Origin of the sequence: Leptospira yasudae (assembly GCF_003545925.1) — a bacterium.
In the GTDB taxonomy this organism is placed as follows: Bacteria; Spirochaetota; Leptospiria; order Leptospirales; family Leptospiraceae; genus Leptospira; species Leptospira yasudae.
The window spans coordinates 490,334-506,691 of the sequence record NZ_QHCU01000004.1; the positions used below are offsets into that span (position 1 = coordinate 490,334).

The following is a 16,358-nucleotide window of genomic DNA, read 5'->3' on the forward strand; positions in this document are numbered from 1 at the left end:
TATGCTCAAGACACTGAATATAAGAGATTTCGCTCTTATCGAAGAAGCCTGTATCGATTTTCAAAAAGGAATGACGGTGATCACCGGTGAGACCGGCGCCGGAAAGTCTCTGATCCTGGACGCGATTTCCTCGCTTTTGGGAGGGAAAAGCAGCCCGATGGAAATTCGAACCGGGGCGCCGCGTTATGTGTTAGAGGGCGCCTTTGATCTTTCTAAAAATCCGGCGGCGCTGGAATGGTTGAAGGAGAAAGGGTTCCCGTACGAATCCAAAGAACTTACGCTTCACAGAGAATGCAGCCGAGATGGAAAGTCCCGGATTCTCATCAATCAATCTTTGGCTTCTTCCACGACGCTCCGCGGTTTGGGAGAATTGCTCGCGGAAGTTCACAATCAGAACGATCAGATTCTTCTTTTGGATCGAGGAGAACAGCTCGATATCATCGATCTGCACGCGGGTTTGATTCCTCTTCGAAACGAAGTGAAGGAATGTTTTCTTACTTACAGAAGTTTAAAGAAACGTTTGGAGGAACTTCGTAAAAACGAAGAGGAAAAATTCAAACGGATCGAATTTCTCAACTTTCAAATCAAGGAGATCAAAGAAGCCGATCTCAAAGACGGAGAGGAAGAAAGTCTAGTCCAAGAGGAACATCTCCTTGCGCACGGAGAACTTCTTGCGGAGAATTACGAAATTCTGTCTTCCTATCTTGCCGACAGCGAATCCGCGATTCTCCCTTCGTTTCCGAGACTTTTGATGGCCGCGGAAAAGATCAAATCGATTCAACCCGATTTCGGCAAGACCTTGGATTCGTTACAGGAGATTTACATCCAACTCAAGGAGATCAATTCTTCCGTTTTGGATGAGAAGGAAGAGATCTTCTTCTCTCCGGACAGACTTCAATTCGTTCAATCCCGTTTGGATCTGATTTCCAAACTGAAAAAGAAATACGGCTCCAATCTTTCGGAGATTCTCGACTGCAAAAACAAAGCGGAACAGGAACTCGAAGCGATGGAAAAGAATTCCAAGAACAAAGAATCTATGGAAACCGAAATCGAAAAGGTGACTTCCCGACTCGGTTCTCTTTCGATTCAACTTTCCAAAGCAAGGAGAGAATCCTTGATCCGATTCGAGTCTTCTTTGAAATCGGAACTCGAACAACTCGGAATGCCGGGCGCCGCCGTGCAAGTCGTTCTCCGCTGGGAACCGAGTCCCGAGGGAGAAGTTTCGGCCTCCGGCAAGAGTTATATCGTAAACGAATCCGGTCTGGATCAGCTTGAGTTTTACTTTAGTCCGAATCCGGGAGAAAAACCGAGACCGCTTCGTAAGATCGCTTCCGGCGGAGAAGTTTCCCGAGTAATGCTTGCGATCCGTTCCATTCTTGGAAATCAATCGAATCTGCGCGTGTTGATTTTTGACGAGATCGATTCCGGTTTGGGTGGAGAGATCGCGATCGATGTGGCCCGCAAACTCAGAAACTTGGCGGCCAATCACCAGCTGATCTTGATCACTCACTTGCAGCAGATCGCATCCGCCGCAAACGATCATCTGAAAATCAGCAAATCCGTGGAAGGCGGTAGGACTTTTTCGAAAGCGGAATTCTTGAGTTTAGAAGAACGAACTTTGGAACTTGCGAGAATGATTTCGGGTCAGAGGGTTTCAAAAGGCGCTCTTGAACACGCTAAGGAATTGCTGAAAAAACAGGCGGTCTAACGGTGCGGGTTTTTTCATTTGGAATCCCTGTAAAAAGGAGGCACGCAGATTAGAAAACTGTTTGGCAGCCACAAGAGAGTTTTAAACTCTACTTCTGGGAGAATTTTATTCAAATGTTTTTAGCCAAGTCCGATTCTCTAATTTCTGCGATTCCTCCGGAATCCGTACCGATTATCATAGTTTTAGTTTCCATCATCGGTTTTACCATCATCATTGAAAGACTGATTTACTTCTCTAAGTGGAAGCCGATCACACCGGACGATTGGCGCTCCGTAAAAGATTTATTCCGTCAAAAAAATTGGGACACCGCAGCCGATTATCTCAAAGGCATCAACAACGGTCCCGCTTCCATCGTTCTCCAAGCGGGTATCGAATCCTCCCGTAAAAATTCGGATGCCGCAGAAGATGAAATGCTATCCGCAGGTTTTGCGCAGATTCTGAAGATGGAACGTTTTCTTTCCGGACTCGGAACGATCGCGACGATTTCTCCTCTTCTCGGAGTTTTAGGAACCGTTCTCGGGATCATTCGCTCCTTTGAAGAAGGATCGGGAACCAGAGGGGCGGAAGTGGGGATCAGCGAGGCCTTGATTACGACCGCGATGGGACTTGCAATCGCGATTCCGGCTTACGTTGCTTATAACTACTTTCAAAAGAAAAAGGAAGATACGATAGCCGAAATGGAAAACCTTTCCGGTCAGGCTCTCAAATATCTGAAATAAATTATGAAATTCAGAAAGTTCCGATCTTCCGCAAGCAGAGGAGGCCAAATCGAATTGGCTCCTCTCATCGACGTTATTTCTTTTATCGTCATTTATTTTTTGATGAACGCGACTTTGGAAAAATCGACGGTGATGAAGATCGAACTTCCGCGTTCTTCTTCCACCGCGCAGGAAAAGAAAAAGGACGAACTCGTAATTACGGTCAACAAGGACGGAAAGATTTTTCTGGATAAGGACACCGATCCGGTTCCTTTGGAAAAACTCACCGAAAAGATCAACGTCTTTCTCGGACCTGCGGATAAAAGAGAACCCGGTAAAAATCGAGTCATCATCCGCGGGGACGGAACGGCGAGCTATCAAACCGTGATCAAAGTAATCGATAAGGTAAACGAGGCGGGAGTGAGTAAGTTTAACCTAGCCATGGTTAGACAAACGGGTTCCGGAGAAAAATAAACAATCTTCGGTTAGACGGTTTGGTTCTGTAAACATATATCTGGTGGCTTGTCTTTTACTTTGAAAAGAATATTCTCCTTAACTCTGAAAGGATCCGTATTAGCAATTCTTTTAGGACTGTTATTCTATTCGGGCGAACTGACTCAGCTTCTCTCCAAGCGAACCGATTACATCGGCAAGGTCGTCAAAGAAATCAAATTCAAGGGAAACAAAAACACTCCCGACGGCGACCTCGAGTCCATGCTCGACATGAAGGTCGGAAAAACCCTTACCAAAAAAGTTCTCGATAAAGACTTAAAGACCTTATTCAACTCCGGATTCTTTTACTTTGTGGACATCCAAGCGGAAGACGTGCAGGACGGAGTTCGCATTATCGTGGACTTAAAGGAACGACCGCGGGTTCGGGACGTGGAGTTCGTCGGAGCCGACGAAGTTTTTCCCGCCGACTTGCGCGACAAACTTCCTCTCAAAGACAACGAAGTCATCACACCCCAAAAGATCACCAAATCCAGAGATTTGATTCTTCAGAAATACAGGGACGAAGGATTCTTTCTCGCGTACGTAAAAGTGGAACTCGGCAAACCAGATCCGAAGACGAACTTGGTTCGCGTTCGTTTTATCATCGACGAAGGGGAAGAGATTCCCGTTTCCAAGATCAACGTCTACGGAAACGAATCCGTGGAAACATCGGAACTTCTTTCGGTGATGGAGATGAAGGAAGAAGGCGTGTTCGAAGGAGGAAACTTCAAAGAGTCCTCGTTTGAAAAGGATAAGGACACGATCATCGCCTATCTCAAGAGTAAGGGTTACCTCGACGCCGAACTCATGCGCGAAGGTACGAACTGGGAGATTCACTGGGAGAATCCCGAGAAAAAAGACAGACGCGTTATCATCGTAAACATCAAGATTTCCGAAGGTCAGGTTTATTTCTTCAACGGTTATACGTTGAATCACGATATGTCCTTGGACGGAGAAGGGCGCCCTCTCTTCTTAAACAAGGAAAAGAATCCGCCCGAAACTCCGAAGGATGATTTTAAACCGCTTTTCACCCCTAAAGAAATCGAAAAGAATTTGGATTACAGCGACGGGGACATCGGAGTCATCTTCGACGAGACTCGTTTTATGCGGGACCGTGGAACGATGAACGAACTCTACAGTTCGAAAGGATATCTGTTCGCTCAGGTCATTCCGCGCAGAAAGGTGATCTCTCTCGATCGCGAAAATATCGAGTATTACGAGAATTGCTACAGCAGAAAGTCCGAAGAGGAAAGAAGAATTTGCGAAAGCGAATATACGCAGCTTCACGTCAAACGCCTTCGCCAGCTCTACAACACCAAACCGGAGTTGCACGGTAAAAAATTCGTTCACGTGGATTTTAACATCCGCGAGAACAACCTCGCTTACGTGGAGAACGTAATCATCAAAGGAAACAAGAAGACCCAGGATCGAGTGATTCGACGCGAACTTCTTTTCAAACAAGGGGATCTTTTCAATTCCACTCTCGTAAACCGTTCTCGGGAAAGAATTTATAACCTCGGCTATTTCAAGGAAGTCAACTTCAACATGAGACCGGGTTCGGATCAAACCAAGATGAACCTCATCATCGAAGTTTTAGAACAACCGACAGGCACGGTCTCCATGGGGGGCGGTTACGGAACGATCACCGGATTTTCGATCTTTACCGAAGTCGGGGAAAACAACCTGAATGGAACCGGTCAAAAAATTTCGGGACGTCTGGAATTCGGTCCGTATCGAAGATTGTTTCAGATTACTTGGACGGAACCTTGGCTCTACAATAAACCTTGGTCTCTTTCTCTTTCGCTTTTTTATTCTTCGAGAATTTACAACGTGGGCGCCGTTTCGATTACGGAAAACAACAACCAGCAGTCCATCAAGGAACAGGCGATTTATTCCAGGGACGGGGTCGGTTTTACGGTGGGGATCGGTCATAGGATCTTCATCAACTGGACGCATTTTCATAGATATTCTCCGAGTATTTACGCTTCGACGAATCCTTCCTCCCTTGTTTCGGATCAGGTTCTTGCCGAGGTTCGTAGAGGTTGGCAGTTCCGTTCGCAACTTTCGAACGGGATCGCGTATGATATTCGGGACAACGTATTCAACCCTACACAAGGATACGATCTTCTCTTTCAGATGGACAACGTCGGACAGGCGTTAGGCGGGCAATCCCACTTCGACCAATATCGCGTTCTTGCGGAATACTATCATACCTGGTTCGATTACAGCTTCTTCGGTTTGTTTAGAAACAACGCTCTGAGACGCTGGAGAGTCGTGCAGGAATTCAGAAGTTCGTCTCTCTTCACGTTCCAACGAGTTCCGTATTACGGAAAACAGGACCCGATTCAAAATCCGTATATTCAGTTGCAGGATTTGCAATTCTTGGGCGGATACGAATCCCTCCGCGGTTGGTTTTACAACGACGCGAAATATCCCGCCGAGTGGCGGGACGGGGCCGCGAGCCGTATGATCTTCGGTTCGGAAATTCGTTTTCCGATTGAGCCCACCTTACTCTGGTTAGTCGCTTTCTTCGACGCGGGAGCCTTGTATGAGGAGGTCAATCGAGCCCAAGGTGTGAGAAGAGATCTTTTTACGACATACGATCAGCGAATCCGGGAAGCACAGCTCAAGGATCCGGTCGGATACGCGCTCACGAACCACTACAATCTCAGTGCGTTGCGCAAAGCGGATTATACGTATGAGGAACTCAACAACCCGGCCAACCTGGTTCTTTCGGGTAATAACGTCGCTTTGGATAAATTCCGATTCTCCTGGGGGATCGGTCTTCGGATTCAGATCCCGGTTCTTCCGCTCCGGATTTACTTCGCGCAGAAGTTGAAATACACGGGGGTTGCGGAACATCCGTTTACGAAATTCGATTCCGACAACGCATTTCAGTTTGTGTTCGGGATCGGAGATTATAGATTTTAACCGTGGATCCTCTTTTAGTTGGATTAAACGAAGAACAAAAAAAAGCCGTTCTTCAGGTTTCCGGTCCGGTTCTCATCTTGGCCGGCGCGGGTTCCGGAAAAACCAGAGTCATTACGCATAGAATCGCGAATCTTCTCGTCAATCACGGAATCGACCGGATCTGCGCGGTGACTTTTACGAATAAAGCCGCAGCGGAAATGTTGGAACGGGTCAAAAGTCTCGTTCCGTTTATCCCCGCCAATCTTCAAATCAAAACCTTTCACTCTCTTTGTCTTTATATCTTACGAAGAGAAGCTTCTTTCTTCGGTTTTGACAGCGGTTTTACCGTGTACGATACGACTTTGCAGGAATCGCTTCTCAAACAAGTCGTGAAGGATCTTTCTCTCGATCCAAAATTTTACAAACCTTCCATGCTCGGAAATTATATCAGCGGACTCAAAGACAAGATGTTGTCTCCCGAAGCGTATCTGGAAAAGGAAGGACGCACCGATTTTTCAAAAACGGTTTCCGCCGTTTACAGAGAATATGAAAAACGAAAAGACGCGAGCCGCGCGTTCGACTTCGGAGATCTCATCTGGAAAACGGTTCAGCTCTTTCAAAAGTCGCCGGATGCGATCGCAAAGTATCGTCACAAATGGGAATACGTGATGGTCGACGAGTATCAGGATACGAACAAGGTCCAATACGAACTCGTTCTTCTTCTCGCGGGAGAAAAAAGAAATCTCTGCGTCGTGGGCGACGACGATCAGTCCATCTATTCTTGGAGAGGAGCGGACATCGGAAACATTCTCAACTTCGAAAAGGATTTTCCCGAATCGGTCGTAATCAAACTCGAAGAGAACTACCGTTCTTCTTCGAACATCATTCTCGCAGCGTCGAAAGTCATCTCGAACAACACGCAGAGAAAGCAAAAGGAAATCTTCACGAACAATCCGGAAGGTTCTCCCGTCGTTTTAAACGAGTACGAAAACGAGTCAGAGGAATCGCACGGAGTAGTAACGCGAATTCGCTCGGCATATTCTTCGGGAACGGAATATAAGAATATTGCAATATTCTATAGAACGAACGCCCAATCCAGATACTTCGAGGAAACCCTGCGCAAGTTGGCGATCCCGTATAAGATCTTCGGGGGTTTTCGATTTTTCGATCGTGCGGAGATCAAGGACTTTATCGCGTATCTCAACGTGGTTTCCAATCCGCTCGACAGCGTTTCTTTACTACGAATCGTGAATTATCCCCCGCGAGGAATCGGTGATTCCGGCATCGATAAGATCCGTGAATTCTCCCTGGAAAACGGAATTTCTCTTTTGGAAACGCTCGGAAAAGAGGACATTCCTCTCAAAAAAGCGGCCAAAGCAAAAGGGAAAGAACTCTATCATCTTTTCAACGATCTGATCGAAAAATCGGAGAAAGGTTCCGCGCCTTCGGAAATCGCATTAGAACTTTTGAATCGATCCGGACTCATGTCCCATTTCAAGGAAGAGGGAACGGAAGAATCGATCGCGCGACTGGAAAACCTTCAGGAGCTCGTGAACTCCATTGAGGAATACGAAAAAAATTCGGATTCTCCCTCTTTGGAGGAATATCTGAATCAGATCAGTCTTCTGACCAGCGAGGAAGACACGAAAGAACTGACCGACTACGTGAACCTGATGACGGTGCATAACGCGAAGGGATTGGAATTCAAAATCGTATTTTTGTCCGGATTGGAAGAGGGCACGTTTCCTCACAGTATGAGCTTGGAAGATTCTCATTTCGGAGACGAAGAAGAAAGAAGACTTTTCTACGTAGCTCTCACCCGCGCGCGGGAGGAACTCTATCTGAGTTATTGCAGAACTTCCCGCAAGTTCGGTAAGGTGGAAGATCGGATTCCGTCCCGATTTTTATCCGAGGTTCCGCGGGAATGTTTCGGAGATCGGGGTTACACCGCTCGGGAGCGCACTGCTCGAAGACCGCAGGGACCGCCTTTGGCTTCTAAGATCCGCGAAGTCGTGGAAGAAGAATTTGATTCCGGTTTTTCCCAAGCTCCGAATCCGGATAACGCCTTTCTCAAGCCGGGGGACCGTGTAAAACACAAGCAATTCGGAATCGGGACGATTGTATCCGTTTCCGGAAAGGAAAAAAACACCAAGGTTGGAATCCGCTTCGGAAACGTGGAGAAGAACTTTTTTGTTGCCTACACCCCGCTCGAGAAATTATAAGGAAGGGGTAAGTTTGCCCCTCTAAAATCCGATACTTATAGCAGAAACAGGAAACCCAGATGAAGAATATATTCGTGATTTCACTCTTACTCCTCTTATCTTTTGCGGGCCTTCAAGCGGGAAAATCCCAAGGCGTCGTGGAAGAATTCAACAAGGTCGAAGAATTCAATAAAAACGTTAAGCTTTCGGATTCCGTCAAAAAGGCGACCCTAGAAAAGAATCTGCTTTCCGCGGTGAAATATACGCTTCATCACAGGTATCTCGAATACAAAGAGATCACCAAGGATCTGAACGCGGAAACCATGCTCTACGAACCTCAAAAAGGAACGTATACGGTTTACGTGAAGTTTAAGAAGTATCTGTTCTTTTACAGTTTCAAAATGGATCCGGAAATCTATCTGCAAACTCCGGAAAACGAAGTTTTCTATCTTCGTCCGGAAAATCTCGACGATCCTCACAAGGAAAGCGCGACTACTCCGGATAAAACCGGAAAGTAATCTCTTACGAGTGTCTTCACTTTTGGATTCGATTCAATATCTTCAGCCCGCCGTGGACGCCGTCCTCGAAGCGGGCAAAATCATATTAGAAATCTATCATTCCGATTTTAAGGTCAAGGATAAGGGAAAGAACGATCCCGTAACCGAAGCCGATGTGAAAGCCGGTCAACATATCACCGAGCGTCTTGCGTTTACGAAGATTCCGGTGCTCTCCGAAGAGGATTCGGAACGAAAGGATATTTCGCAACTTCCGGCTGCCTGGATCTTGGATCCGATCGACGGAACTCGAGAATTCGTTGATAAAAATCCGGAATTCGCGATCAGCTTGGGTCTTTCTATCGGAGGTAAGGCGGTTCTCGGGGTCGTTTTCAATCCCGTAACTCGAGAACTCATCTACGGAGATGCAAACTTCGGTGTCGCGTATCAAATTGTCGAATCCGCTTGGAATACCTATCCGATTCAAACGCAAACTCTTTCCAAGATGCTCGAGGTTTCCGAACCCGCTCGAAAGATTTTGATCTCTCGAACCGAGGAACGGGAAGGATTGTTTCGTTCTACCGTCGTTCCTTCTGGTTGGGAATTTTCGGCGATGGGATCGATTGCGTATAAGCTTGGTTTGGTGGCCGCCGGTAAGGCCGCGCTTTCGATTTCCTTAAAGCCGAAAAACGAATGGGATATCTGCGCTGGAATCGCACTGATCTTGGCGTCCGGAGGTTCCGATTTAGAGATCCGTTCGGGAAAACCCTATTTGTTTCAGACCGTTTCCGGAAGGGGAGAGGGATTGATCGCGGGACATTCCCGGTCTCTCGAACAAGTCTGGGAAGCATCGAAATCAAACTTTCAATCCGGTCTTCGCGACTGGAAGTGAAAACGTATTTTCTTTACCGTCAAGGATATGAAGAAAAAAGAATATTCAAAAATGTCAATGGAAACGATTCGAATCGGAGTCGACGCGCGTCCGTTTTCCACACCCGTTTCCGGTGTGGGGAAAATGATTCACAGCGCTTTGCTCGATCTGGGAAAGGACCCTAGTTTCGAGTTTTATCTTTTTTCGCACCGGGATCTTCATCCGAGTTACGCCAATCTTTTGAATCTTCCCGGAATCAAGTTCATCAAAGGAGAAGGAATTCTTTCTAAAAAAGGAGGGCTTTACTTTGCGATCGCTCTGCCTCTTCAATTGAGAAAGATTCCTCTCGACCTTTTTTGGGGAACGCAACAGGTGTTTCCCCCGTTTCTATCCGAAAAGACCGCGACCGTTCTGACATACAACGATCTGGTCGCGTATCGTTTTCCGGATACGATGCGGACTCTGGCAAGAATCCAACAGAAATTTTATCTTTCCCGTTCGATCCGACGCGCGGATAAATTGCTTCCGATCTCCCAATCCACCGCCGACGAGGTTTCCTCCTTTTTCGGAATTCCACCGGAAAAGATGCAGGTCGTTTATCCGGGAATCGAACTTTCCGAGTTTCAAGGTTTGCTCAAACAAAAACCGGGAGAACGCGTTTCATCCCTTCCGAAAAAATATTTCCTTTCCGTTTCCACCGTGGAACCGCGAAAAAACTATCAGTTTCTGTATCGAGCCTATTTGGAATATTCAAAAAATGTAAAGAAGAATCAGCGGTATTCCTGGGTGATCGGCGGAAAGGCGGGCTGGGAAGATCCTGCTTTTATCGAACTTCTTCGCAGCGAAGAAAGCAAGGCGGCTGGAATTCTCTGGATCGAAAGTCCTTCCGACGTAGAACTCGCACACATGTACAAGGGATGTTCCCTGTTTTTATTCTCTTCCTTGTATGAAGGATTCGGAATTCCTCTTCTCGAAGCGTTGAGTCTGCAAAAACCCGCGATCGTAACCGATCTGTCCGTGTTCCGCGAAATCGGAGGAAACCAAATCCGTTATCTGGAATTGAAGGAACCGTTGTGGACCTCCGCGCTTTTGGAATTTTCCAAAAAGCCGTATCCGGGTAATAAGGTCGACATTCGAAAATTCTACCGAAGCGTCGCGGCAAAAACGATCGCCGATCAGATTCGAGCCGTTCTCAAATCGAAAACCACTTCCTCCAGCCGCTAAGTCGGTTTAACGTACCGGAAAATTCCAGTCCGATTTTCGAATCGATTTGAAGGTGAATTCGTTGACGGTCAAGGGGTTGCAGGCGAACGCTGACTTCCGAATCTCCGTCCTGAAATCCCAAATAGTCGGGGAGAAACTCGAGTTTTCGTTTTTTCTTCGAGTTGATCGATGTTTCGTCTAACGGAATCAGAAACGTTTTGGATTCTTCCTTTCCTTTGAGAAGAATCACGATTCCGTTCTCCTTGATTTCCAACCGCGCTTTGCGGTTCGTTTCCGAAAAATACGGCTCTTTTTGTGCAGGAGTGGAGATCATTCCCGCACCGGAAAAAAGATCGTTCTTAAAATAACCTAAGAATTCTTCGCGACCTGAGAAGTAATTGTAAAAGACCGGATTCACTGGAGGTGATCCTAATTTGAACGCACCCCTTGCGTTGGAAAGATTTTTTCCTTTTCGATTCTTTCCCTTTCTTTTACGATGATGGATGTGATGCGCATTTTCCGGGTGATTTTCCCCATCGTTTTTTTATTGTTGTCCGCTTGTAATTCCTCCAAGGAAGAATCCGTTCTCTATAAACTTTCTTTGTATGATTTGGAAGGCCGTTCCGTTTCTCTTAAAGAATACAAGGGAAAGGTTTTGCTTTTGGACGTATGGGCTTCTTGGTGCGAACCTTGTAAGGAAGCGGTTCCCGTGTTGGAAAAACTTTCCAAGGACTTGCAAGGGAAGAATGGAATTCTTCTCGGGATCAACACCGAACCGGAACTTTCCAAAGAGGAACATCTCAAAGCCGCGAAAGAATTCGGTATGACGTATCCGTTTTATGTGGATAAGGATTTTGCGTTCGTGAACGAGTATAAGGTGGAAGGTCAACCGGCCTTGATTGTCTTTAGTCCTTCCGGAACCTTGTTGAAAGTTCAGTACGGAATCAGGGAACGGGATTATCCGAAACTCAGAGCGAGTTTTTCCAATTGGTTCAGTGCACCATAGTATGGCATAACAAGTCAAATAAATAGGATCTTCTCGGCTGCATTTTGAAAAAAAGGGTTTATTTCTCAGGTTCCCTATTTACCTTTGAATCCTCGTCCGACAGCTTCTATGTCGGAATCCCTAAGTTGCTTTAACTAAAGATATCAGGAGTTAAATGAGTTTCATGGCGGAGAATTTAGCGCAGCTATTTCGCGAATCCGCGGAAAAATTCCGGGACCTACCGGCTTTCTTTTCCAAAGATTCTAAAAAGGATTATACCCCGACTACTTACGGTCAATTGTACGAGCAAGGAATCCAACTTGCGGAAGCTCTGATCGAACTGGGCGTTCAACAGAGACAAAGAGTGGGTTTACTGGCGGACAACCGCATCGAATGGATTATCGCGGATTACGGCGTTATTCTTGCCGGCGCGGCTGACGTTCCTCGTGGAACCGATATTACGGATTCCGAAATCGTTTATATTCTCAATCACTCGGAAGTGGAAGTCGTTTTCGTTGAGAACGATAAGATGCTCGAAAAGTTCAACCGCAACAAATCGCAGTTAACGAACGTAAAGACCATCATTCTGATGGACCCAGCGAGTTCCGCTCCGGGCGTTTTGAAAATGCAGGATCTGATCGAAAAGGGTAAGAAGCTGCGCGAAGGCGGTTCTAAAAAAGCGGAAGAAAGAGTCGCCGCGATTTCACCCGAAGATCTTTTTACTCTCATTTATACTTCCGGAACCACGGGACTTCCGAAAGGCGTTATGTTGAAACATTCCAACATGATGCATCAAGTGAACAACGTAAGTCCGATGTTGAATATCAAATCGAACGCACGTCTCCTTTCCATTCTTCCGATTTGGCACGTTTTCGAACGCGTGGTGGAATATGTTTGTATCGGTCTCGGCGCGGCGACGTATTATACGAACGTTCGCGATCTTCGTCAGGATTTGGCGACCGTTAAACCTACGTTTATGGGTTCCGCTCCAAGACTTTGGGAAAATATCTACAACGGGATTTATACAAGAATCAACGATCCCGCGCAGACTCCTGCGCTTCGTAGAGGTCTTTTCAAACTTGCGTATTTCTTTTCCAGCAAAAAGAACCAAGCGGTTCGTTTCTTGAAAGGAATCGAAGTGGATTATACCGGAAGAAATCCGATCGGATCTTTGTTTTACGGAATTCTTATGGTGATTCAGTTCCTTCTTACGGGGCCGTTTACGCTTACGATCATAGCGGGCGCGTTAGGCGCTTATTTCGCGGGAACCGATCTTTACTTTTTGAGTTCTCCGCTTTATACGATCGCCGGGCTTGCGGTTCTTCTGAACAGCTTCACTCTGGACCGAATCGTTTTAGCGAAAATCAGAGCGGCTACGGGAGGACAACTCAAAGCGTCCATCTCCGGCGGGGGCGCGCTTCCGAGACACGTGGATGAATTTTTCGGAAACATCGGGATCAACGTTTTGGAAGGTTACGGTATGACCGAAACTTCTCCCGTGATTTCCGTAAGAACGTTCGAAAAACTCATCATCGGTTCCGTGGGTGTGATCGTTCCCAAAACGAAACTCCAGATTCGAAACGACAACAACGCCGTATTGACCGAAATCGACGAAAACGGCCAGATTACCCAAGGAAAGCTGGGCCTCAAGGGAATCGTTTTCATCAAGGGACCTCAAGTGATGAAGGGATACTTCAAAAACGAAGAGGCGACCTCCAAGGCGATTTCCGACGGCTGGATGAACACCGGCGACATGGGGATGATCAACTTCAAAAAGACCCTGACTCTTACCGGTCGTGCGAAGGACACAGTGGTTCTTCTCGGCGGAGAAAACGTCGAACCGGTCCCGATCGAAAACAAACTCCAAGAATCCGCTTATATCAGCCAGTGTATGGTGATCGGTCAGGATCAGAAAAACTTGGGAGCGATCGTTGTTCCCGATTTCGAAAAACTGCAAGAATGGGCGAAAGAAAACGGAATCAACGAAGCGAGCAACGAGAAGCTGATCGAAAATCCGAAGATTTACGATCTTTTCAGAAAGGAAATCAAGGCCTTGAACAACACGAAAAACGGGTTCAAGTCTTTCGAACAGGTGACTCCTTTCATTCTGATCGCGAAGCCGTTCGAAGTGGGCGACGAACTCAACAACATGATGAAGATGAAGCGCCACGTGATCACCGAAAAATACAGCGACAAGATCAAGAAAATCTACTCTACCAACCAAGATTAGAAGTTTCCGATATTTTGGATCGTTTCAAAGCCGGCCGATTTCGGTCGGCTTTTTTATTTCTTCTGAGAATTTGCGGTCGTACCGATAGAATTTGTATATGGCCGGTACTCAGAAAAAAATCCAGAAATCCTCCGTATTTTCCCCATCGGGACACGGGGATTTATACGCGCTCGACAATCTCTATCTTTCTCCGCTCCGGGAAAACGAGGTCTGGGATTTGTCCAACGTAAGCGCGTTTTCTCCTCTGAATTTCGGATTTCTTTGTATGAGATCGGTTCTGGCCGCTCATGCCGAATCGAAGATCGCCGTTCAAGGAATGAGTTCCGGATTTATCCGGGGACTTTCCAAAATCGACGGATTTGAAGATTGGGATCTTTTCGAATCGAAGGGGTTTGTTCCGAAAGTTTTCGGAACGACGCTTCCGATGAGCATGAATTCATCCATCCACGAAATTCTCAACCCGGCGCTTGCGAGTTATGAAAAGGAACTCTTCGAAGAATGGAATCCGAAAGCGGTCACTCTCGCCGGCCGATGGGAAAACCGCGAAATTTTGATCGCGGGTGCTGCGCTTCCCGAAGACGAGAAAAATCTTCCGAAATTATTGAAGGAATTGATCCAAACCTTTTCCGGGAAAAGCGGAAAATTCTATCTGAGAACCGATAAACATTCGTATCTTTGTCTCAAAAAGGAAAAAGAAAGTCTCGGCCCCGTTTTCTTTCAGGAAAAGGAAAAACACTGGGATTCTTTCGTTTTTCTAATATTAGAAATCGAGAATATTTAACTCAAGTGTTTGCTGAAGAGGAAGGCTTCGATATTTTCGTAGTTTTCCTCCTCCGAAAGTTCGAGAATCTTTTTGACCAAGGTTCCCGCCTGATGAAGCGAAATCGAACGGATGATCTTTCGAATCGGAGTTAGAAAGGGAATCGAAACGGAAAGATCGCGAATCCCGATTCCGATCAAAAAGATCGTAAAGTTCGTATCCGACGCGAGTTCCCCGCAAAGACTCAACGGTTTATCGTAATCCCTCGAAACTTCCACGATTCGGATCAAGGCTCGTAAAAAAGCGATGTGATACGGATTGTAAAGGGAAGAAACGTGGATGTTGTTTCGATCCACGGCCATGATATATTGCAAAAGATCGTTCGTTCCCACGGAAAAAAAGTCGGCTTCTCTCGCGATCAAATCCAACGCGGAAACCGCGGCGGGAGTTTCGATCATCGCTCCCACCTTGATCTTCTTATTGTATTTTTCCTTGTTTGCCGCAAGTTTGCGTTTGCATTCTTCCAAGAGCGCGCGGGTTCGAATGATTTCGGCCGGACCGGTGATCATCGGCAGAAGAATGCTTACGTTTCCGTACGCCGATGCCCGTAAAATCGCCGTTAGCTGCTCGGAGAACCATTCCGGGTTGGACAGGGAATAACGGATTCCTCTGTTCCCGAGAAACGGATTCTCCTCCAATTCTCCCGTTGAAAATTTATCGGCTCCGATGTCAAAGGTTCGAATCGTTACCGGTTTGTCTTCCATTCCCTCCGCGATCGCTTTGTATGCGAGGAACTGTTCCTCTCCGGAAACGTTGCTGTCTTGGTATTTTAAGAATAAGGATTCGCTTCGAAATAATCCCACTCCTTCCGCGCCGAACTTCAACGCTTGCTCGCAGTCGAGTTCCGTTTCCAGATTGCATTTGATTCGTACCCGGATTCCGTCCTTGCTGACGGCTCGCATTTTTTTCGTGCCGCTTTCTTCCACGGGATAAACGGAGGAGAAGCCGTAGTATTTCACTTCTTCCAAGGTGGGAAAGCGGACCGCGTTTCCGGATTCCGCGTCCAAAAAGATGAATTCGTTGTCTTTTACGTACGAGGAAAAATCCTTCAAACCTACGATCGTAGGAATCCCATAGTTTCTCGCGAGGATCGCCATGTGACCCGTCTTTCCTCCGAGGTCGGTCGCGATTCCGCGGATCCTCGTTTTGTCCATGAGAATCATCTGAGAAGGAGTGAGTTCTCTCGCGACTAAAATGAGATCTTCCTTCAAACCGGATAGGAACGAATCCTCTTCCTTTTTACCGGCGATGAATTCGATCAAACGATTGGAAACGTCTCGAAAGTGATCGACTCGTTCTCGGAAGAATTCGTTTTCTAGGGCTTTGAATTTTTCGGAGATTTCGTGCGTGACGTTTTGAACGGCAAGAATCGCGTTTTCTCCGAGTTCGGAGATTCTCTTTCGAACCGAAGTCGCAAGGCTCGGATCGGAACAGATCATGGCCTGTGTTTCTAAGATTTCCTGGACTTCTTTGTGTTCGGAACCGGACGCTTCGACCGAGGTGATTAAGATCCGAAGGCTATGAAGGCTTTCCTCCAAAGCGACGTCGAACTTTTCGAGTTCCCGTTCTTTTTCGGATTCGTGGATATAGGTTCCGGTGAGAATGGTATTCCGCTTTTTTCCGGTCTTCAGGACCTTACCGTATAGCTTTCCCGGAAAGGCCGTAATTCCTGGAAAAACTGTTCGTTTGGATGGAATCATTCTCTCTTGAATCGAGTTCAAACTCGACTACAGGATTCCCGAAAAG

General features: G+C 46.7%; 13 protein-coding genes. 11 read left to right on the top strand and 2 right to left on the bottom strand.

What is annotated here, in order from left to right; translation table 11 throughout:
- Nucleotide 1: 1 nt before the first annotated feature.
- The 8 genes from recN (at nucleotide 2) to DLM76_RS13895 (ending at nucleotide 10,598) form a co-directional block, all read left to right on the top strand.
- Entirely contained in the window at nucleotides 2-1,708 is a 1,707-nt protein-coding gene (recN, locus tag DLM76_RS13860; protein WP_118955734.1) for a DNA repair protein RecN, read from the top strand.
- Nucleotides 1,709-1,821: 113 nt separating this feature from the next.
- Nucleotides 1,822-2,427, top strand: a complete 606-nt coding sequence (locus DLM76_RS13865) for a MotA/TolQ/ExbB proton channel family protein (RefSeq protein ID WP_118955733.1) — start codon at nucleotides 1,822-1,824, stop codon at nucleotides 2,425-2,427.
- A gap of 3 nt (nucleotides 2,428-2,430) precedes the next feature.
- A complete protein-coding gene (locus DLM76_RS13870) occupies nucleotides 2,431-2,880 on the top strand; it encodes an ExbD/TolR family protein (RefSeq protein ID WP_118955732.1) in 450 nt (149 codons plus the stop codon).
- Between the two features lie 60 nt (nucleotides 2,881-2,940).
- Nucleotides 2,941-5,829, top strand: a complete 2,889-nt coding sequence (locus tag DLM76_RS13875) for a BamA/OMP85 family outer membrane protein (RefSeq protein ID WP_167450771.1) — start codon at nucleotides 2,941-2,943, stop codon at nucleotides 5,827-5,829.
- Nucleotides 5,830-5,831: 2 nt separating this feature from the next.
- Nucleotides 5,832-8,030 (top strand): ATP-dependent helicase, encoded by a 2,199-nt coding sequence (locus DLM76_RS13880; RefSeq protein WP_118955730.1) that lies wholly within the window; start codon nucleotides 5,832-5,834, stop codon nucleotides 8,028-8,030.
- A gap of 59 nt (nucleotides 8,031-8,089) precedes the next feature.
- Nucleotides 8,090-8,527 carry an LIC11625 family surface-exposed protein gene (locus tag DLM76_RS13885; protein WP_118955729.1) on the top strand — a complete coding sequence of 146 codons (438 nt, stop codon included), beginning with the start codon at nucleotides 8,090-8,092 and terminating at the stop codon, nucleotides 8,525-8,527.
- A 22-nt stretch (nucleotides 8,528-8,549) separates the two neighbouring features.
- Complete coding sequence (locus DLM76_RS13890) at nucleotides 8,550-9,395, top strand: 3'(2'),5'-bisphosphate nucleotidase CysQ (protein WP_118965543.1); 846 nt, start codon at nucleotides 8,550-8,552, stop codon at nucleotides 9,393-9,395.
- 27 nt (nucleotides 9,396-9,422) lie between these two features.
- A complete protein-coding gene (locus DLM76_RS13895) occupies nucleotides 9,423-10,598 on the top strand; it encodes a glycosyltransferase family 4 protein (RefSeq protein ID WP_118965544.1) in 1,176 nt (391 codons plus the stop codon).
- Here DLM76_RS13895 and DLM76_RS13900 read toward each other — a convergent pair.
- On the bottom strand, nucleotides 10,567-10,995 hold the full coding sequence (locus DLM76_RS13900) for a hypothetical protein (RefSeq protein ID WP_118955726.1): 429 nt from the start codon (nucleotides 10,993-10,995) through the stop codon (nucleotides 10,567-10,569). The genes DLM76_RS13895 and DLM76_RS13900 overlap by 32 nt on opposite strands.
- A gap of 90 nt (nucleotides 10,996-11,085) precedes the next feature.
- Here DLM76_RS13900 and DLM76_RS13905 point away from each other — a divergent pair, with 90 nt between their 5' ends.
- The 3 genes from DLM76_RS13905 to DLM76_RS13915 all read left to right on the top strand — a co-directional run bounded on the left by DLM76_RS13905 (nucleotide 11,086) and on the right by DLM76_RS13915 (nucleotide 14,573).
- Nucleotides 11,086-11,583 carry a TlpA disulfide reductase family protein gene (locus DLM76_RS13905; protein WP_118955725.1) on the top strand — a complete coding sequence of 166 codons (498 nt, stop codon included), beginning with the start codon at nucleotides 11,086-11,088 and terminating at the stop codon, nucleotides 11,581-11,583.
- Between the two features lie 163 nt (nucleotides 11,584-11,746).
- Nucleotides 11,747-13,792 (top strand): AMP-dependent synthetase/ligase, encoded by a 2,046-nt coding sequence (locus DLM76_RS13910; protein WP_118955724.1) that lies wholly within the window; start codon nucleotides 11,747-11,749, stop codon nucleotides 13,790-13,792.
- Nucleotides 13,793-13,889: 97 nt separating this feature from the next.
- Complete coding sequence (locus tag DLM76_RS13915; protein WP_118965545.1) at nucleotides 13,890-14,573, top strand: LIC11631 family protein; 684 nt, start codon at nucleotides 13,890-13,892, stop codon at nucleotides 14,571-14,573.
- Here the strand turns inward: DLM76_RS13915 and ptsP are convergent.
- Entirely contained in the window at nucleotides 14,570-16,312 is a 1,743-nt protein-coding gene (gene ptsP, locus DLM76_RS13920) for a phosphoenolpyruvate--protein phosphotransferase (RefSeq protein ID WP_118956052.1), read from the bottom strand. The two genes, DLM76_RS13915 and ptsP, sit on opposite strands and share 4 nt — an antisense overlap.
- Nucleotides 16,313-16,358: the final 46 nt, after the last annotated feature.